This is a genomic window from Amycolatopsis sp. lyj-108, from assembly GCF_046549005.1.
GTDB lineage: Bacteria > Actinomycetota > Actinomycetes > Mycobacteriales > Pseudonocardiaceae > Amycolatopsis.
This window is the reverse complement of sequence record NZ_JAJPWQ010000003.1, coordinates 669,323-689,949: the sequence shown is the minus strand read 5'-3', so window position 1 is coordinate 689,949 and position 20,627 is coordinate 669,323. Positions and strand designations below refer to the sequence as shown.

Here is a 20,627-nt window from a genome sequence, read left to right as displayed (position 1 = left end):
ACGCCGAAACACCTGGATCGATCAGACCTTGAGCAGGAGCCCGAGGCCGATGATGCTGATCAGCCATACCGAACCCAGCAGCACCGTGATCCGGTCGAGGTTCTTCTCGGCCACGCTGGAACCGGACAGGCTCGACTGCATACCGCCACCGAACAGCGAAGACAGACCGCCACCACGGCCGCGGTGCAGCAACACGGCGACCACCAGGAAAAAGCTGGAGGCGATCAACAGGATTTGCAGGAACAGCTTCATGTCATCCTCTGCGCTCTTGGAGAATGCAGGAAAACGGTGTGCCACCGACGGCTGTCGACCGCCAGAACACACCGTACTCCTGGACTCGTCCACTGCTGTGTGACGGACCAGATACCCAGGTTACCCGGTAGGTGCCCCGATCAGGGCAGGGGCCCGCCCGCGGCGAGTGCGCAGAGTTTGGTGAATTCGTCACCATCCAGGCTGGCACCACCAACGAGCGCACCATCGATGTTCTCGCAGGCGACGAGGTCACTGATGTTGTTGGCCTTGGCCGAGCCCCCGTAGAGCACGCGGACCGAGGAAGCGACCTCGGCACCGTACTTTTCGGCGAGGGTGGCGCGGATGGCTCCGCACACCTCCTCGGCGTCCTGCGGGGTCGCGACCTTGCCGGTCCCGATGGCCCAGACCGGCTCGTAGGCGACGACGACGTCCTTGACCTGCTCGGCCTTGAGCCCCTTGAGGCCATCCACCAGCTGGGTCGTGGTGTGGGCGATGTGCTCGCCCGCCTCACGGACCTCGAGCTTCTCCCCCACGCACAGGATCGGCTTGATGCCGTTCTTGAGCGCGGCCTTGACCTTCTTGTTCACCAGTTCGTCGGACTCGCCGTGGTACTCACGCCGCTCCGAGTGCCCGACGGTGACGAAGCTGCAACCCAGCTTCGCCAGCATCGGGCCCGACACGTCGCCGGTGTAGGCACCGGAGTCGTGCGGCGACAGGTCCTGGGCGCCGTAGGTGAGCGACAGCTTGTCGCCGTCGGTCAGCGTCTGGACGCTGCGGATGTCGGTGAACGGCGGCAGGACCGCGACGTCGACCTTCGCGTAGTACTTCTCCGGCAGGGCGAAGGCGATCTTCTGAACCAGCGCGATGGCTTCGAGGTGGTTCTGGTTCATCTTCCAGTTGCCGGCGATGAGCGGTTTGCGCGCCACTAGTCGTTCTCTCCCAGCACAGCGACTCCGGGCAGTTCCTTGCCCTCCAGGTACTCCAGCGACGCGCCGCCGCCGGTCGAGATATGCGAGAAGCCGTCCTCGGGAAGGCCCAGCTGCCGCACGGCGGCGGCTGAGTCGCCACCGCCGACCACGGTGAAGGCGTCGCTCTTGACCAGCGCTTCGGCCACGGCGCGGGTGCCGCCGGCGAAGGACTCGAACTCGAACACGCCCATCGGGCCGTTCCAGAACACGGTCGCCGCGTCGGCCAGCTTGCCCGCGAACAGCTCACGCGACTTCGGGCCGATGTCGAGACCCATGCGGTCGGCCGGGATGGCCTTCGCGTCGACGACGTCGAACTCCGCGTCGGCCGCGAAGCCCGTCGCGGCGAGGACGTCCACCGGCAGGATCAGCTCGACGCCGCGTTTCTCCGCCTCGGCGAGGAAACCGCGGACCTGCTCCAGCTGGTCCTCCTGCAGCAGCGAGTTCCCGACCTCGTGACCCTGGGCCTTGAGGAAGGTGTACGCCATGCCGCCGCCGATGAGCAGCCTGTCGACCTTGGTCAGCAGGTTGGCGATGACGCCCAGCTTGTCCGAAACCTTCGCGCCGCCAAGGACGACGACGTACGGCCGTGCGAGGTCCTCGGTGAGCTTCTTGAGGACGTCGACCTCGGCCAGCACCAGCCCGCCGGCATACGCCGGAAGCGCCCGCGCGATCTCGTAGACCGAGGCCTGCTTGCGGTGCACGACACCGAAACCGTCGGAGACGAACGCGCCGCCCGGGACGAGCGCGGCCAGCTCCGCGGCCAGCTCCTGCCGCTCGGCCTCGACCTTGCTGGTCTCGCGCGCGTCGAAACGCACGTTCTCCAGCAGGGCCACCTGGCCGTCGGTCAGGCCCGCGACGGTGGCCTTGGCGGACTCGCCGACCAGGTCACCGGCCAGCGGGACGTCCACGCCGAGCAGCTCGGTGAGCTTCGCGGCGACAGGCGCGAGCGAGAACTTCGGGTCCGGCTCGCCCTTGGGACGGCCGAGGTGCGCCGTGACGACCACCTTCGCGCCCGCCTCGGCGAGCCGCTTGAGGGTCGGCAGGGCCGCGCGGACGCGGCCGTCGTCGGTGATCTTGTCCCCGTCGAGCGGGACGTTCAGGTCGGATCGCACGAGTACGAACCGGCCCGAGACGTCCTCGCCCAGCAGGTCTTCGAGGTTCTTCAGCGCCATGGCTCAGGAGAGCTTGTTGCCGACGAGCTTGACGAGGTCGGCGAGGCGGTTGGAGTAGCCCCACTCGTTGTCGTACCAGCCGATGACCTTGACCTGGTTGCCGATGACCTTGGTCAGCGGCGCGTCGTAGATGCAGGACGCCGGGTCGGTGACGATGTCGGCCGAGACGATCGGGTCCTCGTTGTAGCGGAGGATGCCGGCCAGGGGGCCCTCGGCGGCGGCCTTGTACGCGGCGTTGATCTCCTCGAGGGTCGCGCTCTTGGTCAGCGTGACGGTGAGGTCGGTGGCCGAGCCTGTCGGGATCGGGACGCGCAGCGCGTAGCCGTCCAGCTTGCCCTGCAGCTCCGGCAGGACCAGGCCGATGGCCTTGGCGGCACCGGTCGAGGTCGGGACGATGTTCAGCGCGGCGGCGCGGGCGCGGCGCAGGTCCTTGTGCGGCGCGTCCTGCAGGTTCTGGTCCTGCGTGTACGCGTGGATGGTGGTCATCAGGCCCTGCTCGATGCCGAACGAGTCCTGCAGGACCTTGGCCAGCGGGCCGAGGCAGTTCGTGGTGCAGGAGGCGTTCGAGATGATGTTCTGCGAGCCGTCGTACTTGTCGTCGTTGACGCCGAGCACCACGGTCAGGTCCTCGCCCTTGGCGGGCGCGGAGATGATGACCTTCTTCGCGCCGCCGGCGAGGTGCGCCTTGGCGGCGTCGGCGTTGGTGAAGAAACCGGTCGACTCGACGACGACGTCCACGCCGAGGTCGCCCCAGGGCAGGTTGGCCGGGTCGCGCTCGGCGAGGGCCTTGATCGTCTTGCCGTCGACGACGATGCCCTCGTCGCTGACGCTGACCTCGCCCGGGAAGCGGCCGAGGATGGAGTCGTACTTCAGCAGGTGGGCCATGGTGGCGACGTCGCCGAGGTCGTTGAACGCGACCACCTCGATGTCGTGACCGGCGGCCTGCACGGCCCGGAAGAAGTTGCGGCCGATGCGGCCGAAGCCGTTGACACCTACGCGAACCGTCACTGCTGCCACTCCCTTGAGACTCGTCCGGGATCGCCCCGGAAAGACGTCCTTTACTCGGGCGCAACCCTAGCGTGCGTGCTCGGGCGGCCCTCTTTGCCCTGACGAGACTTCCACCACTCGGTGGGTCAGGTCAAGAATCGATCAAGTGCATCGCCACCAGGACGTCTTGGGAAAACTCTCAGCTTCGCTGTGCTAGCCGTCGCTCCAGCGGCGTGCGCATCCGTGGCGTGACTCGCACCTCTCCGAACCACTCGGCCAGGTGGTTCGCCTCCGTCTCGACGGCCCGTTCGACGTCCGCGCCCACGTCCTCCAGGAAGTGGTGGACGACCTCGCCGTCCGGACGCTGTGCCCAGCCGCCGACGATCCGGCCGTCGGCCCAGACGGTGGGCCCGATGTTCCCGGTGCCGTCGAACAGCGGCGCCTTGTGCGGGCCCAGGTACCAGTCACGCTCGAGCCACCCCATCGACGTCGGGTCGAGGGACGGGAGCAGCGCGACCCAGGGTCCGGGCTCCGCGACCGGCTCCACGTCGTCGGCGAGCACGACGCCGGGAACGCCGTCGAGGTCGACCTCGACCGGTTGAATTTCCGCGAGTGCCTTCTTCGTCTGGCCCGCCGTCCAGCCCGTCCACCAGCGGAGGTCCGCGATCGGAGCGGGACCGTAGGCATAGAGCCACTTTCGGGCGAGCTCGACCCTGGCGGCGTCGGCATCCCATTCGACGAGGCCCTGTGCCAGCCAGTCCGCCATCGGGGCCCAGTAGTACTGGCTGCTGATCCAGCTGCCGCGCGGGCGGCCGCGCACGATACGGCCGTCGACCGCGAGCTGGAACAGGACGCGGCTGGTGACATTGGCGATCGCCTCGTACGGCTTTCCCTTCGCCATCAACAGCTGCTGCCTGAGCCGCGGCTCGTCCTCGCTCAGCTGTTGTGCGGTCGCGGAACCGCGGGCCTTCAGCGCACGCTCGGTCGCGTCCTCGACCTCGGCGAGCCAGCGTGCCGGATCGGGCACGTTCTCCGGATGTCCCTGCGTGCCGAGGTGCTGTTCGAGCAGGCGGCGCTGCTTCTTGGCGATGTCGGCGGAACAGGCGGCCTGGATGAGCGCCGCGTTCTCGTGCCCGACGACGAAGACCGTGCGGCGCATGCCGAGCATCCGGATCAGCGTGCGCTCGTCGTAAAGCGCGTTCTCCACCTCCGCGACACCGTCGCCCTTCACTCGCGCCCACGCCGACAGGTGCACCGACGCCGGATCCGTGGCATGCAGCGCGACGACCGCGTCCGCGGCGGCGTGCACCGAGCCGGCGGGCGTGGTCAGGCGATGACGTGTCGCGAGGCGGGCGCGGCGCTGCCGGATGCCGATCTTGAGGGTCACGGATCGGTTCTATCACCGGGGCCCGACAAAATCCTGCGGTGAGGTGTGGGGTCGTGAGTGGTAGGGACGGTTCTGGCGAGGCTTCCCTTAGGTACCTACGTGGATTCCGGCTGCGGTCTGAGCTCAGGCTCAAGTCCGTGAAGGACTCCAGTCAGGCGCTCACGAGAGTTTCGCGGTCGTGGGGATGTCGTGAAGGACCCCTTCCTGTACCTAGGCGCAAGGATGGGGTCCTTCATGTACCGAGCTCAGCCCGACATGTAGCGAGGGCCTCCGATCCCGACCCGCCACCCGCCGTAGGCACCTAGAACACCGCTGGTCCTAACCGTCCTTACCACTCACGAGGGATTAGACCCGCTCCAGTTCGAACACCGGGATGACCCGGCTGGTCTTGCGCTGGTACTCGGCGAACTGCGGCATGACGGCGGACTGCCTGGCGTAGACGTCGTCGCGCTCGGCGCCGGTGAGCAACCGGGCGCGGACCGCGAAGGTCTCGGTGCCGAGTTCGACCTTCGTGTCCGGGTTGGCCACCAGGTTGTGGAACCACGCCGGGTTCTCGTCGGAGCCGCCCTTGCTGCCGAAGATGTAGATCCGGTCGCCCTCGAGGAGCGGGACGAGCGGTGCGATCCGCTCGGTGCCGGACTTCGCGCCGGTGTGGTGGACGAGGACGAGCGGGAAGCCCTCGAACATGCCACCCGCCTTGCCGCCGGTCTCGCGGAATTCGGCGATCACGCCGCGGTTGATCTCGTCGAAGTCGAAGTCGATCGTGTCTGCCATGACCTCGATCGTATGGCGCATCGCGTGACCGTATCGATGGCTGAAAACGCCACGAGCATATCCATTTGTCGCACTATGCTCGGCGGCATGGACCTGTTGGCCGAAACCCTCGCCGTGGGCGGCGTCCGCGGCACCGCCGGCGCTCGGATCGAAGCGTCCGGGCCGTGGGGGATCCTCTGGCACGGCATCGCCGGTGCGGCCTTCTACGCCGTCACCTGCGGGACGGCTTGGCTGGACGTGGCGGGCCATCCGCCGCGGCGGCTCATGCCCGGCGACGTCGTCCTGCTGCCGAACGGACCGGAGCACACCCTGCGCAGCGCCCCGGACGTCGCGATCATTCCCAACCTGTGCACGGCGGCGGAGAAGGCGCGAGAGTGCGGCGGAGTACTGCGCCTCGGTTCAGGGGAGGTCGAGACCCATGTCCTTGGCGCGTCCTACGACTACGACCCGGCGGTGTCCACCCAGGTGATGGCCACTTTGCCGGAGCTGGTGCACATCCGCGCGAACCACGTCGGCGGCGGGTTGGACGACACCGTCCGGCTGTTGTCGCGGGAGCTGGCCTCTCCGCAGATCGCCACCGAGTTCGTCCTCAACCGGCTCGTCGACATCCTGCTTGTGCAGTTACTCCGCGCGTGGCGGACCGAGAAACCGGCCGAGACGCGGGGAACCTGGCTCGGCGTCCTCGGCGATCCGCTGATCAGCGTGGCCTTGGCCAAGATCCACGAGGCGCCGGCGAAACCGTGGACCACCGACCTGCTCGCGGCGGAACTGGCGACCTCGCGCAGCACCTTGACCCGCCGCTTCCGCGAAACGACCGGCCGGACTCCCGGTGATTACCTGACCCAGTGGCGGATGGATCTGGCCGCGGTCCGGCTCCGCGACACCGACGACACGGTGGACACCATCGCCCGCTCTGTCGGCTACACGTCGGTGTACGCGTTCAGCCGGGCCTTCCGGCGGGCTCGAAGTCAGGCGCCGGGGCAGTACCGGACCTCGACCCGGGAAAGCCTCAAGCCGGCCGGGTGACCGGAACGACGTCGAGGAGTTCCTTCAGGCCTTCGAAATCCTGCGGGTTGGTGGTGTACAGGGGCATTCGGTGCGCGAAGCTGAGCGTGATCGATCGTCCGGCGCAGGATGAGGACGGTCGTGTCGAGCAGGCCTGAACCTCAGCGGCCATAGGGATCGCCCGCCTCCCCTTCGAAAGCGCCGTCGAGGTCCGCGCGGAACCTGTCCGGGTCGATGAGCGGAGCGTTGGCCGAGCCGGTGGTGAACTGGTCCCGGGACACGGCGTGCCTGCGGCACAGCGGGACCAGCTGGGCGATGGGCGAGCCGCTACGGGTCACGGTGAAGGTTTCACCGTGCTCGACCGCGTCCATGATCTCACCGGACCGGTTCCGGAGATCACGCTGGGAGATCTCATGCTGAACGCTCATGTGTCCACTCTGACACCCTGTGCCACATAGCCGTCGGCCGTCTCCTCCTCCGGTTCCGGCTCCTCCGCTGGCCGCGTGAACAGCCGCGTCGCCGAAAGGCGGGCGACTCCGTCCGGCTCCCCCAGTTCGTCGGTCGCGTTCCGGATCGTCGCGTCGACGGACAGGTACTTGCGGCCCGCCCGCAGGTCCGCGTCGTTGCGCAGCCGCACGATCAGCGGGAACTCGCTCAGCGCGCCGGCGTCGAACAGGCCGGTGGTGTAGATCAGCTGGACGCCCAGCGCCTCCGCCACCGCCCGCTGAAGTTCCAGCAGGTAACCCGCCGAAGCGCGGCCGATCGGGTTGTCGAGGAACAGCACGCCGGAGTGCCGGTTGCGCGCCTTGCCGCGGTTGTTCGCCCGCAGTGCCGCCAGGGTGCAGTACAGGATGATCGCCGCGGTCAGCTGCTGTCCGCCGGAGAACACGTCCCGGATCTCGGAGACACGCTGGCGTTCGGTCCGCAGTACGGAGTCCGGCTTCAGCATGTCGACCCGGAACCCCTTGGGGGCGGCCGCCTGCACGCCGCGCAGCACGAGGGAAAGCCCGTCTCGCTTGACGTCCCGGCCGTCGGAGGTCTTCCCCACCGCGGCCTCGTCGACGACCTCGCCCAGTTTCTCGGCGAGCACGTTCTCTTCGAGTTCGGTGAAGCGGATCCGCAGGAACTCCTGGCCCGACCAGTCGCCGAGACCGTCCGGGAGCCGCGAAACCCGTTGTGCCGCGCGAAGAGTGCGCAGCGCACCGTCGACCATGCCCTGCAGACGGGTGATGATGCCGCCGCGGTGCCGGTCGATCTGCGCGAGATCGTCGGTGAGCGTGCGCAACCGCGGACGCAGCGCCTCCGCCCATTCCGCGGCATGGGCGGGCAGCTGATCGCGGCGGACCGAGATCACCTGCTGCCGCACCGGCGTGCTGAGCTTCTCGAAGCGCTTGTCCGTCGCGTACTGCGCCAGCTGGTCGGCCGCGGCCCGCACCCGGCGGTCGCCCGCGTCGGCGGCGTCCTGTGCCTCCGTGAGCGCCGTGTTGAGCCGGGCGTGTTTGGCACGCGCGGATTCGACATCGCCGTCGAAGGCGGCCACATCGTCCTCTTTGGACAAGAGATGCGCCATGGATTCGGCCAGCAGGCCGAAGCCGGACGCGGAAGCCTTCGCGGACTCCAGTGTCGCTTCGGCCGCGGCGCGGCGCTCCTGTAGTTCCTCCCATTTCCGCGCGGCGGCGGACACTTCGAGGCTCGCTTCGTCGATCAGTTCCAGGCCGTGCTCGATGTCCTTCGGCCTGGCGTCGAGGGCGAGCTGGGGGCTCGCTAGCTCCGGGAGCTGGGCCAGTTCCGCCTTGCGGGTCGCGACGAGCCCGACGATCTCGGTGCGTTCCTCCTCCAGCACGGCGACCGCCCGGTTCGCCCGCGCCTGCGCCGCCGCCCGCGCGGAAGCGTCGGAACCGTCCGGCGTCTCCAGTAGCGACGAGGCCCGCTCACGGACGGCGTCGTCCAGTGCCTCGACGGCCGCCCGCGCGGACGTCTCGACACTTTCGGCCTGTTCGAGTTCGGCCCGCAGATCGCTGCCGACCTCGACCTTCGCGTATGCCTCGGAAGCCGACGAGAAAGTACGCCGCAACGCGTCCACCGGCTCGGCGGGCACCGGATCGTCCTCGGTGACGTCGCTCGACCCCGGAACTTCGGCCAGTTCGGACTTCGCGGTCGTCGCCGTGCGCCGGTGCCCGTCGGCGGTGCGCTGTTCCTCGCCTGCCTGCTCGCGCAGCCGGGAAGCCTTCACCGCCGCTTCGGACGCCGTCGACTCCGCCCGCTCGGCGGTCTCCGTCGCGCGTTCGACGTCGTCCGTCCACTCGGGAATCTTCGCGGCGCGCGTGGCGAGCGCCTCGAGGCCGCGAGCACGCTCCCCCGCCTCGGCCGAAGCCGCGCGCAGTTCGGGGACCCGCTCCCGCAGCCCGGTCGCCTTCTCGCCGAGGCGCTGGAACTCCTTTTCCGCCTGCTCCAACGCGGTCTGCGCGGTTTCGTGCGCGGTGCGCGCGTTCTGCAGCTGCTCGGCCAGCGTCGCGATGCTGCCCGGCGGGTAGTCCTCGCGCCACGTCTTGAGTTTCCACGACAACGCGCTGTCGTCGGCCAGCGAAGTCGCCAGCGCTTCCAGCCGGCGCTGACGTTCCGCGTGCCGGAGCGCGATGGCCTGGCGCTCGGCGTCGGCGGCCTCTTCGTCGTACATGGCCGGGTTGGGCGGCACGAGGAACTCGATACCCGCCTCCCCCGGCAGGCGATCGGTCGTGGTGGCCTCGGTCGTGGCGACCGGGATGATCGTGGTGGGCAGCAGACGCCGCTCCGACAGGACCTTCTCGGCGAGCCGGACCTGCTCCGGCTCGTTGAGAAGGATCCCAGAGACGAGCTGGGGCGCGCGGGCCAGCACCGCCGCCCGCCGCTTCTTGTCCAAAGTAGACAGATAGCGCCAGCCGGACCACGCGTTCATCCCGGCGGCTTCCAGCGCGTCCAACGCGGCCTGGACCTCTTCGGTGGCGGGCAGGAGACCGCCCGATCCGAGTGCGTTCAGCGCGCGCTCGTCGACGGATTCCTCCATCCGCAACGCGGTCTGTTCCTTCTCCGCGGCCGAACCCGCCTCGCGAAGCCGTTCGAGCAGCACTGGGAGATCCGTCTCCAGCGCGACGTCGTCCGCGCCGAGGAGCTCGCTCAGCCGAGGTTCGACAGCGAGCGCGTCGGTGCGCCGATCGGCCCGGTCGAGCTCGTCGGCCGCACGCTCCAGCCTGTCCTTTGTGGACCCGGCGAGCCGGTGCGCGTCATTGACCGTGGCCTGCGCGGAGCGCAGATCCTCGGCGACGCGTTCGAGTTCCTGTTCACGGCGGACGAGTTCCGCGGCGGTCGTCTCGGCCTCGCTCCTTGCCTCGCGGGCCGCCTCGGCGACATCGGCCCCGGCCTTGAGCGCGCCGGACCGGACGGCTTCCGCGATCTCCTCACGGACCTCCGCGATCCGCGCGCCCAGCCCGCGGGCCTCCGCCCGGCGCGAAGCCGCGAGGTTCGCCGACTCGTCCCGTTCCGCTTGTGCCTTTTCCGCCTCGGCACGCAGGGCGCCGACCTGCGCCTCGGCCTTCGCCGCCTGCTCGGTCGCGTTCTTGGCCAGCGCCAGCAGGCCACGCGCGAGCGCGGCCGCGGCCGTGTTGCGCGCCTGCAGCGCGGGCTGCGCCTTCTGCTCGCGATTTCCCACCAGTTCCCGGAAATCGCGGGCCTTGCGGGCGGCGTTGAGGTGGTTGAGCACGGTGGCGCATTCCCGCCATGCCTCGGCGGACGTCTTGGCCTCGGCCAGTTCGCCGTCGATCCGCTTCTTGCTCTCCTGCGCCTCGTCGAACCGCAGTTTCCCGACCAGGCGGCGAAGTTCGGTGACGCCGGCGGTGAGACGACGGTGATCGCCCTCGGCCAGTTTCTCCGCGGACTTCACCTCGTCGACGTGCTGTTCGAGCCCGCTCAGCCGCTCGTTCTCCAGCTTGTCCCGCGCGGCTACCTGACCGGCCAGCGTCCGCATCTCGGCGCGTGCCGCGTCGGCGAGCTTCCGTGACGCGGCCGCGACGCCTTCCTCTTCCGCCAGCGGCGTGAGCAGATCGAGGGCACCCGCGACGAAGTCCCGCTCCGACAGCAGATCCCCCCGCTGGGCGAGGTTGTGCGCGTAGGTCGCGACGACCTCGGCGAGGTCCTTCGGCTCCTCCTCCGAAAGGACCGCGCGCAACAGGAACTCGACGAACGCCTCGTCGGTGCTGAACGCGAAGGCGTCCGCCGCCTCGCCCTCACCGGCGTTCATCGCGCGCTGGTACCGGAAAAGCTCGGTGTCGAGGCCGAGACCGTCGAGCCGGGACGTCCATTCGTGGTGACGCCGGGTCCAGAACAGCTCCAGTTCCGGTTCGCCGCCGTGCACCTTGTCGAGCTGGTCGTGGAAACCGGACATCGTCAGCAGCCTGCCGTCCGACGTCAGCGGCAGCGAGTCCAGATCGAGCGAGGGGGTGGGACGGAAGCAGTACCAGGAATCGACCAGGTTCTCCGAATCCGCCGACACCACGTGCCCGCGCCATTCCGACACCTTGCCGGTGATCACCCGGTGGCCGGTCTCGACCTGCAGCCACTCCAGCACGACGTGCGAGACGTCCTTCGCGGTGACGAACTTCTCCAGCACCTTGGTGTTCGTGGTGCCGACGACCTGGCGGCGGCCGGGCAGCATGACCGAGAAGATCAGCTTGATCAGGACGGATTTACCGCCGCCGTTCTCCAGGAACAGCACGCTCGCCGGCGACGGTCGCCGCGGCGGCCCCTCCCCTGCCAGGTGGATACCGGCGCTGAACAGCGCGTCCTGTTTGGGCGCGGTGATGGCGGCGCCGACGCCGCTGAAGTCCAGCACGACGTCCTGGTACCGCGCGCCCGCCGGGCCCACCGAGTGCAGGCGAACCCGCGAAAGCTCGTACATCTCTTCCCCTCTAGAGCGTGTCCGACGCGGCCGCGCGCAAAGTCCCGCCGCCGTTGGCGACCGAGACCACGTTCAGCTCGAGCAGATCGTCGAAGGCCGCGTCGGCGGCGAGTTCCCGCACCTGCACCTGATAGCGCGGCGTCGTCCGGTAGGTCCCGCCCTGTTCCCCGCTGACCTGGACGAGAAAGCCTTGATCGGCGAGAAAGCGCAGGGCCCGCGCGACCATGCCGCGCGTGGTGTCCGAAGCCAGCCTGCCGTCCTTGGTCGCCGCCGCCGCGGGACGCCGGGCGTAGGCGCGCCAAGCCTGTTCGAGCTCGGGCGCGTCGGCAAGCGGGTCGTTGTTCGCCTCGGCCGCCGCCGCGCGCTCGTCGAGGATCCGGCAGGCCTCACGCACCATCGCGTCCACCTGCTCGACGCTGACGCGGCCGATGTAGGTGTCGTTGGCGAGGTCGTCCGGGCGCGGGTAGCCGAGCGCGGCGGTGGCCAGGTGGACGAGCCCGTGCAGGACCTTCTCGGTCTCCCGGCGTTCGCGGATCTTGCTCTGCCGCGCGTAGCTGTCCATTTTGATCTCGAAGACGGACTCGTCGGTCGCCGCCAGCACGGCGCCGGCCTGGAGGTTGACCTCCAGCACCATCAGCCCGAGCCCGGCCGCGACCGCGTGCGTGAGCTGTTTGAACGCCCTGTCCTCGCCGTAGCGCCGGACGAGATCGCCGTACACGACGTCCCGCGACGGCAACTGCTTCGGGCGCATGCCGAAGGAAACCAGCCTGGCCGCGGATTCGACGTCCCCGGTTGTCGTCACGCGACCTCCTCCTCTTCTTCTTGGCGATCCACTGCGGCCGACGAAAGCAGCAGATCCGCTCCGCCGAACTCGGGATCTTCGAGCAGCGTGCCGTCGTCGACGGCCAGCAGCACTTGGCGCTGCCCCAGTCGCAGCGCCGCGCCGACCTCGGGACTGTAGGCGTGCACCGCCCGCAGGGCGACCAGGGCCGGCAGCCCGGGATCGATCCGGCGGGCCTCTTCGAGCAGCCCGGACAGCCGTCGCGGCACCTCCGGCAGGTCGAGCAGGTCGTCGGCGAGGCGCCACTGCTCGTCGCCGAACTTGTCGGTGACCTCGGCGGGCATGAGCTCGGGCTCGGGGATCTCGCCGACGAGCTGGTCGCGTTCCGGTGCCGGCCGCAGCAGCAGCGACACCAGCGAAGACAGCGACGGCACGGTCGGCGGGGAGATGCCGGCGCCGGCGTGGAAGAACGACTCGGCGGGCGCGACGGCCTCGGCGATCGGCAGGCCCAGCGTCGGCATCAGGAGCTGGCCGAACAGGTCGATCGTCGCACGCTGCGGCGGCCCGGAGAACTGCTGGCGGTCCTGTTCGGCGCGGAACACCGCACCGGCGTCGGCCAGCCTCGACTGGAGCCGGGTGTGGCGGCGGATGCAGTCGCTGACGATGTCGACGAGTTCGGCCGCGCGGCGTTTGCGGTCGAGGTCCTCGGTCTCGTCCCGCGACGCGGTGATGTTCTTGAGGATCGCGTTCTCGGCCCGGAACCGGGACTCGATATGGGACAGCGCCTGATCCAGCAGGTCCGGGACCTCGCGCTCCCAGTCGACCGCGCGGACGTCGCGCCGGGTGGCGTCCAGCTTGGCGCGCAGTGTCTCGCCGTACTGGACGGTCCGGTAGCGGGCCTGTTCGGCGGCGAGCTTCGCGTCGGCGAGGCGGCCGCGGTTGATCAGGTTCTCCAGTTTGACCTCGGCCGCGATCTGGGCGGACTCGACGTCGGTGTCCAGCGCGCCGACGAGGACGTTGATCGCCTCGTCGGTGGCACGCAGGTAGACCTCGCCGTCGGGTGCGGCCAGCTCGACGAGCAGCTTGAAGTCGAACTGGCGGCGCTGGTAACCCCCGCCGGGGCCGATGGAACCGTAGACGCGGCGGAACCCGCGATCGGTGGTGCCGACGTTGATCAGGTTGTCGAGGACCCACCGGGCGACCTTGGCGTGCTCGTCCGGCGTCCGGCCGGGCGCCTGGAGCGCGACGAACGGCAGCAACCGCGCGATCACCTGTTCGTGATCGGCGCCGGTGTCGAAGTCCATCGACACGGTGACCTGGTCGATCGTGTGCAGCGCGATCTCGGCCATCTGGTAAATCGTGGCGTCCGCCCAGTCCAGCTTCGCCTTGCGCGCGTCGAGGTCGTGCAAGGGCGCTGTGCAGGCCAGCGCCTTGAGGCGGCGGGTCAGCCCCTCGTCGGCCAGCCCCATCCCGGTCAGCTCGTCGTCTCGCACAGCAGGCCAGGCTAGTCGCCACCCCCGGCGACCCGCACGGGTGACCGGGGTGAGCTCAGGTGTGGATGTGGGAGTGGATCAGGATCGAGGGCCCGGTGTCCCCTCGATGCTGCAGGATCGTCCGGTCACCGCCGTCGTAGTCCCGGCCAGCGCCGTTCCGCGCTGCGGTTCGCCATCGACCTCGCCGGGAAAGGCGGCGGGGCGGTGTACGCGTCTGGTACCTGGCACCGCGTCCACGACGACGAGGGCGTGAAGATCATCCGGCTCGCCTGCCGGTCACCGGGGGTCGGGCAGCACCCCCACGAGTGACCAGGACTGCTCGCCATCGCGGGTCCCGGTAGCGTCTGGTCCATGCGTGAGATGAGCCGGGACGAATGGTGGAAGTTCGCGAGCGAGGGCACCCGGACGGGCATGCTCGGCCTGGTCCGCGCCAACGGGGCGGCGATCGTGACGCCGGTGTGGTTCCTGCTGAACGAGGGGCCGGACGGTGACGAGCTGATCTTCACCACCGGCACGGAGACCCTCAAAGGGAAGGCGCTGCGGCGCGACCCGCGGCTCTCGCTGGCCGTCGACGACCAGAAGCCGCCTTATTCGTATGTGCAGTTCACCGCCGAAGCCGTGTTGCACAACGACCTCGACGAGATGCTCGAATGGGCGACCAAGCTCGGTGGCCGGTACATGGGCGCCGAGCAGGCCGAGGCCTACGGCAAGCGGAACGCCGTGCCCGAGGAGTCGTTGGTGCGCGCACGGATCACGAAGGTGATCGCGCGGGCCGACATCGCCGGCTGACCCGCTCTCCGACGCTATAGCGCGTGAAGGCCCCCTTCCCTCGGCTGAGCCGAGTGAAGGGGGCCTTCACGCGCACCGGGCGTGTTCCTGAGTCGGCACGGGGTGCTGGGCTTGGGGGTCGCGAAAGCCACTTTCGGGACGCTGGGCGTCGCGAAAGTGGCTTTCGCGACGCTCGGAGTCGGTACGCGGGGAGCGAGCGACCACGTCACCGCTCCCACGCGAGGTTGCGGAAGCCACCTTCACAACCTGCCCGCTGAAGCCGCGTCCCACTGGTCGCGACACCCGGGCAGCCCGTTTCGTATGACCCTCCGTGTTGATGTTGGTCAAGTATTGACACGAAGCACCCTCTGGTGTGTGATCTGAACCATAGATAGGAAAGTTTCCTAACTAAAACTCCCTCCCCCGCCGGGCTCGCCCGGTCCGCCGTTGCACCTCCCGACCCCGAACTTCACGCATGGAGGCTCCAGTGGCACCCCGACCCCCGTGGCGCGCGTTGCTCACGTGTGCCGCCGCGACGGCGATGACCCTCGCCGTCCTGCCTGCTCTGCCCGCCGGCGCGGCACCGACCGACCATGAATCCGAAGCCGCGACGATCTCCCAAGGCGCCGTCGAAAAGAACCACGCCGGCTATTCCGGCACCGGGTTCGTGAACTTCGACAACGTCGCCGGCAGCTACGTCGAGTACACGGTGAACGCCGCGCAGGCCGGCACCCAGACGCTGACTTTCCGCTACGCCAACGGAACCACGATCGACCGGCCGGTTTCCTTGAGTGTCAACGGAATCGCCGCCGGCACGCTGTCCTTCCCCGGGACCGGCGCGTGGACCACCTGGAAGACCGTCACCAAGGACGTCGCCTTGGCCGCCGGGGCGAACAAGATCCGCACCACCGCGACGACCGCGAACGGCGGTCCCAACGCGGACAAGCTCACCGTGAGCGGGGTGGCCGACGCGGAGGCGCCGACCCCACCGAAGAACCTGGCCGCCAAGGACATCAAGGCCCGCAGCGCCACCTTCACCTGGGAAGCCTCGACGGACAACGTCGGCGTGGTCCGCTACGACGTCATGCGCGGCGGCAACGTCCTCAAGACCGTCGACGGGAACACGCTCACCGCGACCGTCGACAACCTGCAGCCGAACACGGCCTACGACATCTCGGTCGGCGCCTTCGACGCGGCCGGAAATCCTTCGCAGCAAAGCAATGTCGTCCAGTTCATCACGCCGCCCAGCGGGGACACCACGCCGCCGACGGTGCCGGGGAACCTGCGTTCGACGTCGGTGACCGCGAACAGTGTCTCCCTGGCGTGGAACGCTTCCACGGACAACAGCGGCGCCATCGCCGGCTACGACGTCTACCAGGGCACCACGAAGGTCGCGACGACACCGTCGCTCGAAGCCACGATCACCGGACTGACGGCGAACACGTCGTACACCTTCACGGTGAAGGCGCGTGACCTCGACGGCAACGCCTCGGCCGCGAGCGCCGCACTGACCGCGAAGACGAGCGGGAACGCGGGCGGCGGAATCCCCGAGTACGACAAGGAAATCACCAAGGTGGACCTCGCCTGGTCGGTCGACTTCCTGCCGGACGGCACGGCGCTGGCGACCGAACGGGACCGGTTCGAGATCCTGCGGATCACGCCGTCGGGTGAGAAGACCACGGTCGGCAAGGTCCCCGGCGCGGTCGGCACCAACGGCGAAGGCGGCCTGCTCGGCATCGCGATCTCGCCGAACTACGCCACCGATCACGCGATCTACCTGTACCACACGGCATCCGGGGACAACCGGATCGTGAAGATGACCTACGACAACGGAAAGCTGTCCTCGACGTCGACGCCGGTACTCACCGGGATCGCCAAGAACCGCTACCACAACGGCGGAAGGCTGCGCTTCGGCCCGGACGGAAAGCTCTACGCCACCGCCGGCGACGGGCAGAACAAGGACACCGCGCAGAACAAGGGATCGCTCAACGGCAAGATCCTGCGGGTCAACCCCGACGGCTCGGCGCCGAGCGACAACCCGTTCTTCTCCACCGGCGGCAGCGCCCGCTACGTGTGGAGCTTCGGGCACCGTAACCCGCAAGGCCTGGCGTGGGATTCCCGTGGCCAGCTGTGGGCCTCGGAGTTCGGCGACGGCAAGCTCGACGAGCTCAACCTGATCCAGAAGGGCGGCAACTTCGGCTGGCCCCAGTGCGAAGGCACCGAGGGCTCCTGCGGTGGCACTGTCGCGCCGAAGAAGACTTGGTCGACCAGCTCCGGCGGGCCGAGCGGGATCGAGATCGTCAACGACTGGATCTACGTCGCGGCGGTCACCAGCGAGCAGCTCTTCGCCACCCAGATCAACGCGGCGGGCAACGGTGTCGGTTCGGTGCAGTCGCTGTTCTCCGGCCGCTGGGGCAGGCTCCGCTCGGTCACCAAGACACCGGACGGCGGCCTGTGGGTCACCTCGACCAACGCGGACAAGAACGGTGGCACGCCGAGCGGGATCGACAACGTGGTGGCACGGTTGAAGTTCCCCGGTGGCGGGCAGCCGGGAGCGTTCAAGCTGACCAGTTCCGCGTTCGCCGACAACGCGTCGATCCCGGACAAGTTCACCTGTGCCGGTGACGGCACCGCGGGCCAGGACACCTCTCCGCCGCTGGCGTGGAGTGCCGGGACCACCGGCGCCAAGGGATACGCGGTCGTCTTCGCCGACGTGGCCAACAACGGCAACAAACTGCACTGGGCGATCTGGGACATCCCGGCGTCCTCGGGGTCCACAGTGTCGCTGCCCGAAGGCCTCGGAGCGGGCTACACGGTCCCGAACCAGAACGGTGCCAAGCAGAAGGCCATGGGCAGCGGGGCGAACTCGCAGAAGTACTTCGGCCCCTGCCCCGGCGGCTCCAGCCATCCCTACACGTTCACGCTCTACGCCCTGAAATCGGCGACGGTGCCGGGCTTGTCCTCATCCTCGACGATGGCCCAGATCGAGACGGCGATCAAGAACGCCTCGACGGCCAACGTCAAACTGCGCGGCAAATCCAGCGCCGCGTCCTGAGTCGCGGTCGGGGTGTCCGGAGCGGCGCCGGGCACCCCGGCCGTTTCCACGGAAACGCCTAAGCTCCCCACGGTGAAGGACTGGAAGTTCTGCCCTCGCTGCGGCGACCGGATCCTGTTGCCGCGCCGGGAACACGAGCCGCGGAAGGGCAGCTGGGACACCGTCGGAGGGTTCCTCTCCGGCGCGGAGACCGCCGAGGATAACCTCGTCCGCGAAGAGCTTGAGGAAATCGGCTGCGAACTCCCGCCGGACGTGGAAATCGTGCTGTCGGAAGAGAATTCCGAGTACGCCTGGTTCCCGCTGGACGATCGCCCGCCGCTCGCCTTCGCCGACTGCGAGGCCGCCGTCGCGGCCTCGGCGGCACTCACCAGCCGAACAGGTTCCGCATGATCCGCGAACAGCGCTCGGTCATCGCCGCGGCGTCCTGATCCGGCTGGTCGATCCACCAGCTGATCAGCGAATCGACCACTCCGGTCCACACCTGGGCGATCGCCTCGATGTCGCGATCATCGTCCAGCCCGCGCGAGTGCATCAGCTGCGCGGCGCCGATCAGCGCGAATCCGTCGAGCCGATGGCGATAGTCGACCGCGACGCCGGCGATCTCGCCGGTCGACGGCACCGTCGGGTCGCGGAGCAGCTTCCACGCGTACCGGTCGTTGTCGAACGTCTCGAAAATGGCCGAGAGCACCGCGAGCGGCATGCGTTCCGGCGGCTCGCCCTTCTCCGCCATCGTCTCGGCGACCCCTTCGGTCAGCCTGTCCCCCGCCCGGTGCAGGCAGGCGAGGTACAGCCCGTCTTTCGAGCCGAAGTACTGGTACAGCAAGGGTTTCGTGACGCCGACCCGGCGGGCGATCTCCACCATCGACGCCCCGGCGTACCCGTTCTTGCCGAACTCCTCCGTCCCGGCGCGCACGATCTGGGTCTCCCGTTCCTCACGGGGCACCCCCTTCGTGCCGACGGCCCTTGCTTCTGTCACGGCGGTTATCTTACCCTGAGGTAAATGACCCAAAGGTAAGTTACCTCAAGGTCAGATCACGAGGGTGGGACAGGGAGAGGTGCGATGGCGGAGTTTCTTGCCCATTTGAGTGACCCGGTGCTGCTGGCGACGCCCGTGTTCCTGCTGTTCGTCGCGATCGAGATCCTCGCGCTGCATGTGCTGGGCCACGACGACAACGTCATCGGCTACAGCGTCAAGGACACCCGCACCAGCATGTCCATGGGCGCGGTGGCGGTGGTGATCAACGGTGTCTTCCGCATCGCCATGTTGTTCGTGTTCGCCGCGCTCTACGAACTGGCGCCGGTGAAGTTCAACCCGCACGACTGGTGGACCTGGGTGCTGATGCTGCTGGGGCAGGAGATCGTCTTCTACGCCTACCACCGGGCCAGTCACCGCGTCCGGATCATGTGGGCCGGCCACCAGGTGCACCACTCGAGCGAGCACTACAACTTCTCGACGGCGTTGCGGCAGAAGTGGACCCCGTACTTCCAGCTGCCGTTCTGGTCGATCCTCGCCCTCGCCGGAATCCCGCCGTGGATGATCCTCACCGGACTGTCGATCGACCTCGTCTACCAGTTCTTCGTGCACACCGAGAAGATCCGGAAGCTGCCGCGCTGGTTCGAGTACGTGTTCAACACGCCTTCACACCACCGTGTGCATCACGGCAGCGACCAGGAGTACCTCGACGCGAACTACGGCGGCATCCTGATCATCTGGGACCGGCTGTTCGGCAGTTTCGTACCCGAGGGCAAGCGGCCGACCTACGGGCTGACCAAGAACGTCGAGTCCCACAACCTGCTCAAGGTCGGCTTCCACGAATACGGCTCGATCCTGCGAGACGTCCGCGCCGCCGGGTCTTGGCGGGACAAACTCGGGTACGTGTTCGGCCCGCCGGGCTGGCAGCCCAAGGAGGCGCTGAGCCCAGGCCGCGTCGTGTGAGTGCTGACTTGCGGCGGGGGAGCAAGGGACCTTTGCTATCGCCTCCGGGACGGTCACCGGGCGTCCTTGCAGAACACGGCCTAAGCGCTCCTGCGCAACGCGGGTGAATTCTCCGGCCGGATCTCCGGCGGGAGGCTCTCCAGCGGCGGCCGCTGGGTGAGGGCCACGTCGGTGAGCACGAGTTCCCGCTCGACGCCCTCCCCCGCGCCACGCCGGAATTGGGCGAGCGACGTCGACGGTGGCGCCGCGGAGATCACGCGGCCGCCCCGCTCCAGCCGGTCCATCAGGGTCAGCATGATCTGCGCGGCCATCCTGCCGAGCGCCTGGGTGCCCTGGTGGCGGTGGGTCCGGTGGCCGAGGTCGACCTGCGCGAGCGCGTCGAGCCCGTGCAGTTCGAGCAGGTCGATCAGGTGGCCGACCTCGACGCCGTAATGCGTGACGAACGGGATGCCTTCGAGCACTTCGCGCCGCCCCGCGTACTCACCGGCGAGCGGCTGGACGAAACCGGCCAGTTCCGGCCAGTACATGTTGAGCAGTGGACGGGCGACGAGTTCGGTGACCCGGCCGCCGCCGTCGGGTTCGACACCCGCCGCGCCAGCGAGCGGACGGTGGTAGAACCCTTTGACGTAGGCGATTCCCGGGTCGGTCAGCAGTGGTCCCAGCAGGCCGGTCACGTAGTCGGCGGTGAAGTCGCGCAGATCGCCGTCGACGAAGACGACGAGATCACCGGTGGTTTCGGCGACGCCCTTCCAGAGCGCTTCTCCCTTGCCCGGCAGGCTTTCCAGAGCCGGGAACACGGCGTCCTGCGCGACGACGTCCGCACCGGCGGCGCGGGCGACCTCGGCGGTGGCGTCGGTGGAATGGCTGTCCACCACCAGGATTTCGTCCACCAGGGGAAAGCGTTCGACGAGTTCACGCCGGATGGTGCCGACGATCGCGCCGACCGTCTCCGCTTCGTCGCGGGCCGGGATCACCACCGAAACCCGCGTCCCGCGTTTGGCTGCGACGAGTTCGCCCGCCCACCAGTCACCCGCCCGGCTGCTGCGCCGGGCGAGCCACGTGCCGACCTCCGCCGATACCCGCATGGCTGCCCCTTCCTCGAAGATCACCTCACCGGGA

Annotated in this window: 17 protein-coding genes; 5 read left to right on the top strand and 12 right to left on the bottom strand. The window is 68.8% G+C overall.

The window, feature by feature from the left end; genetic code table 11:
* Positions 1–21: 21 nt before the first annotated feature.
* From secG to ACLJO0_RS14850, 6 genes are all read right to left on the bottom strand, one after another.
* The gene (gene secG / locus ACLJO0_RS14875) at positions 22–252 is read right to left on the bottom strand and encodes a preprotein translocase subunit SecG (RefSeq protein ID WP_125783705.1); all 231 of its coding nucleotides are present in this window, start codon (positions 250–252) and stop codon (positions 22–24) included.
* Between the two features lie 140 nt (positions 253–392).
* Complete coding sequence (tpiA, locus tag ACLJO0_RS14870) at positions 393–1,178, bottom strand: triose-phosphate isomerase (protein WP_410579115.1); 786 nt, start codon at positions 1,176–1,178, stop codon at positions 393–395.
* Positions 1,178–2,386: a phosphoglycerate kinase gene (locus ACLJO0_RS14865; protein WP_410579310.1), complete on the bottom strand. Its 1,209-nt coding sequence runs from the start codon at positions 2,384–2,386 to the stop codon at positions 1,178–1,180. The genes tpiA and ACLJO0_RS14865 overlap by 1 nt, the downstream gene beginning before the upstream one ends.
* A gap of 9 nt (positions 2,387–2,395) precedes the next feature.
* The gene (gap, locus tag ACLJO0_RS14860; protein WP_125793806.1) at positions 2,396–3,400 is read right to left on the bottom strand and encodes a type I glyceraldehyde-3-phosphate dehydrogenase; all 1,005 of its coding nucleotides are present in this window, start codon (positions 3,398–3,400) and stop codon (positions 2,396–2,398) included.
* Between the two features lie 178 nt (positions 3,401–3,578).
* A complete protein-coding gene (locus tag ACLJO0_RS14855; protein WP_410579114.1) occupies positions 3,579–4,766 on the bottom strand; it encodes a winged helix DNA-binding domain-containing protein in 1,188 nt (395 codons plus the stop codon).
* A 345-nt stretch (positions 4,767–5,111) separates the two neighbouring features.
* Positions 5,112–5,540, bottom strand: coding sequence for a nitroreductase family deazaflavin-dependent oxidoreductase (locus ACLJO0_RS14850; protein ID WP_410579113.1), 429 nt, complete (start codon positions 5,538–5,540; stop codon positions 5,112–5,114).
* Between the two features lie 87 nt (positions 5,541–5,627).
* Here ACLJO0_RS14850 and ACLJO0_RS14845 point away from each other — a divergent pair, with 87 nt between their 5' ends.
* Complete coding sequence (locus ACLJO0_RS14845) at positions 5,628–6,566, top strand: AraC family transcriptional regulator (protein ID WP_410579112.1); 939 nt, start codon at positions 5,628–5,630, stop codon at positions 6,564–6,566.
* Positions 6,567–6,706: 140 nt separating this feature from the next.
* Here ACLJO0_RS14845 and ACLJO0_RS14840 read toward each other — a convergent pair whose 3' ends face one another.
* The 4 genes from ACLJO0_RS14840 to ACLJO0_RS14825 are packed head-to-tail and all read right to left on the bottom strand — an operon-like array spanning position 6,707 to position 13,725.
* Positions 6,707–6,973, bottom strand: coding sequence for a type II toxin-antitoxin system Phd/YefM family antitoxin (locus tag ACLJO0_RS14840; RefSeq protein ID WP_410579111.1), 267 nt, complete (start codon positions 6,971–6,973; stop codon positions 6,707–6,709).
* A complete protein-coding gene (locus tag ACLJO0_RS14835) occupies positions 6,970–11,475 on the bottom strand; it encodes a hypothetical protein (protein ID WP_410579110.1) in 4,506 nt (1,501 codons plus the stop codon). Before ACLJO0_RS14835 ends, ACLJO0_RS14840 begins: the two co-directional genes overlap by 4 nt.
* A 10-nt stretch (positions 11,476–11,485) precedes the next feature.
* Complete coding sequence (locus ACLJO0_RS14830) at positions 11,486–12,226, bottom strand: hypothetical protein (protein WP_125794026.1); 741 nt, start codon at positions 12,224–12,226, stop codon at positions 11,486–11,488.
* Between the two features lie 47 nt (positions 12,227–12,273).
* Positions 12,274–13,725 carry a hypothetical protein gene (locus ACLJO0_RS14825; protein WP_410579309.1) on the bottom strand — a complete coding sequence of 484 codons (1,452 nt, stop codon included), beginning with the start codon at positions 13,723–13,725 and terminating at the stop codon, positions 12,274–12,276.
* 375 nt (positions 13,726–14,100) lie between these two features.
* Between ACLJO0_RS14825 and ACLJO0_RS14820 the strand changes: the two genes are divergently transcribed.
* The 3 genes from ACLJO0_RS14820 (at position 14,101) to ACLJO0_RS14810 (ending at position 17,962) form a co-directional block, all read left to right on the top strand.
* Positions 14,101–14,538: a PPOX class F420-dependent oxidoreductase gene (locus ACLJO0_RS14820; RefSeq protein WP_410579109.1), complete on the top strand. Its 438-nt coding sequence runs from the start codon at positions 14,101–14,103 to the stop codon at positions 14,536–14,538.
* A gap of 520 nt (positions 14,539–15,058) precedes the next feature.
* A complete protein-coding gene (locus ACLJO0_RS14815) occupies positions 15,059–17,572 on the top strand; it encodes a PQQ-dependent sugar dehydrogenase (protein ID WP_410579308.1) in 2,514 nt (837 codons plus the stop codon).
* Positions 17,573–17,644: 72 nt separating this feature from the next.
* Positions 17,645–17,962: an NUDIX domain-containing protein gene (locus tag ACLJO0_RS14810; RefSeq protein WP_410579108.1), complete on the top strand. Its 318-nt coding sequence runs from the start codon at positions 17,645–17,647 to the stop codon at positions 17,960–17,962.
* Here the strand turns inward: ACLJO0_RS14810 and ACLJO0_RS14805 are convergent.
* Entirely contained in the window at positions 17,937–18,548 is a 612-nt protein-coding gene (locus ACLJO0_RS14805) for a TetR/AcrR family transcriptional regulator (protein WP_396566372.1), read from the bottom strand. The two genes, ACLJO0_RS14810 and ACLJO0_RS14805, sit on opposite strands and share 26 nt — an antisense overlap.
* An 84-nt stretch (positions 18,549–18,632) precedes the next feature.
* Here ACLJO0_RS14805 and ACLJO0_RS14800 point away from each other — a divergent pair, with 84 nt between their 5' ends.
* Positions 18,633–19,508: a sterol desaturase family protein gene (locus ACLJO0_RS14800; RefSeq protein WP_410579107.1), complete on the top strand. Its 876-nt coding sequence runs from the start codon at positions 18,633–18,635 to the stop codon at positions 19,506–19,508.
* Between the two features lie 80 nt (positions 19,509–19,588).
* On the opposite strand, the gene ACLJO0_RS14795 is transcribed toward ACLJO0_RS14800, so the two are convergent.
* The gene (locus tag ACLJO0_RS14795; protein WP_410579106.1) at positions 19,589–20,593 is read right to left on the bottom strand and encodes a glucosyl-3-phosphoglycerate synthase; all 1,005 of its coding nucleotides are present in this window, start codon (positions 20,591–20,593) and stop codon (positions 19,589–19,591) included.
* Positions 20,594–20,627: the final 34 nt, after the last annotated feature.

What these genes read in the sequence shown, in the direction of transcription:
- ACLJO0_RS14830 (WP_125794026.1), bottom strand. Translation starts at nt 12,226, where the DNA reads ATGCGCCCGAAGCAGTTGCCGTCGCGGGACGTCGTGTACGGCGATCTC.
- secG (WP_125783705.1), bottom strand. Translation starts at nt 252, where the DNA reads ATGAAGCTGTTCCTGCAAATCCTGTTGATCGCCTCCAGCTTTTTCCTG.
- ACLJO0_RS14815 (WP_410579308.1), top strand. Translation starts at nt 15,059, where the DNA reads ATGACCCTCGCCGTCCTGCCTGCTCTGCCCGCCGGCGCGGCACCGACC.
- ACLJO0_RS14820 (WP_410579109.1), top strand. Translation starts at nt 14,101, where the DNA reads ATGCGTGAGATGAGCCGGGACGAATGGTGGAAGTTCGCGAGCGAGGGC.
- ACLJO0_RS14845 (WP_410579112.1), top strand. Translation starts at nt 5,628, where the DNA reads ATGGACCTGTTGGCCGAAACCCTCGCCGTGGGCGGCGTCCGCGGCACC.
- ACLJO0_RS14795 (WP_410579106.1), bottom strand. Translation starts at nt 20,593, where the DNA reads ATGCGGGTATCGGCGGAGGTCGGCACGTGGCTCGCCCGGCGCAGCAGC.
- ACLJO0_RS14835 (WP_410579110.1), bottom strand. Translation starts at nt 11,475, where the DNA reads ATGTACGAGCTTTCGCGGGTTCGCCTGCACTCGGTGGGCCCGGCGGGC.
- ACLJO0_RS14800 (WP_410579107.1), top strand. Translation starts at nt 18,633, where the DNA reads ATGGCGGAGTTTCTTGCCCATTTGAGTGACCCGGTGCTGCTGGCGACG.
- ACLJO0_RS14840 (WP_410579111.1), bottom strand. Translation starts at nt 6,973, where the DNA reads ATGAGCGTTCAGCATGAGATCTCCCAGCGTGATCTCCGGAACCGGTCC.
- ACLJO0_RS14825 (WP_410579309.1), bottom strand. Translation starts at nt 13,725, where the DNA reads ATGGGGCTGGCCGACGAGGGGCTGACCCGCCGCCTCAAGGCGCTGGCC.
- ACLJO0_RS14850 (WP_410579113.1), bottom strand. Translation starts at nt 5,540, where the DNA reads ATGGCAGACACGATCGACTTCGACTTCGACGAGATCAACCGCGGCGTG.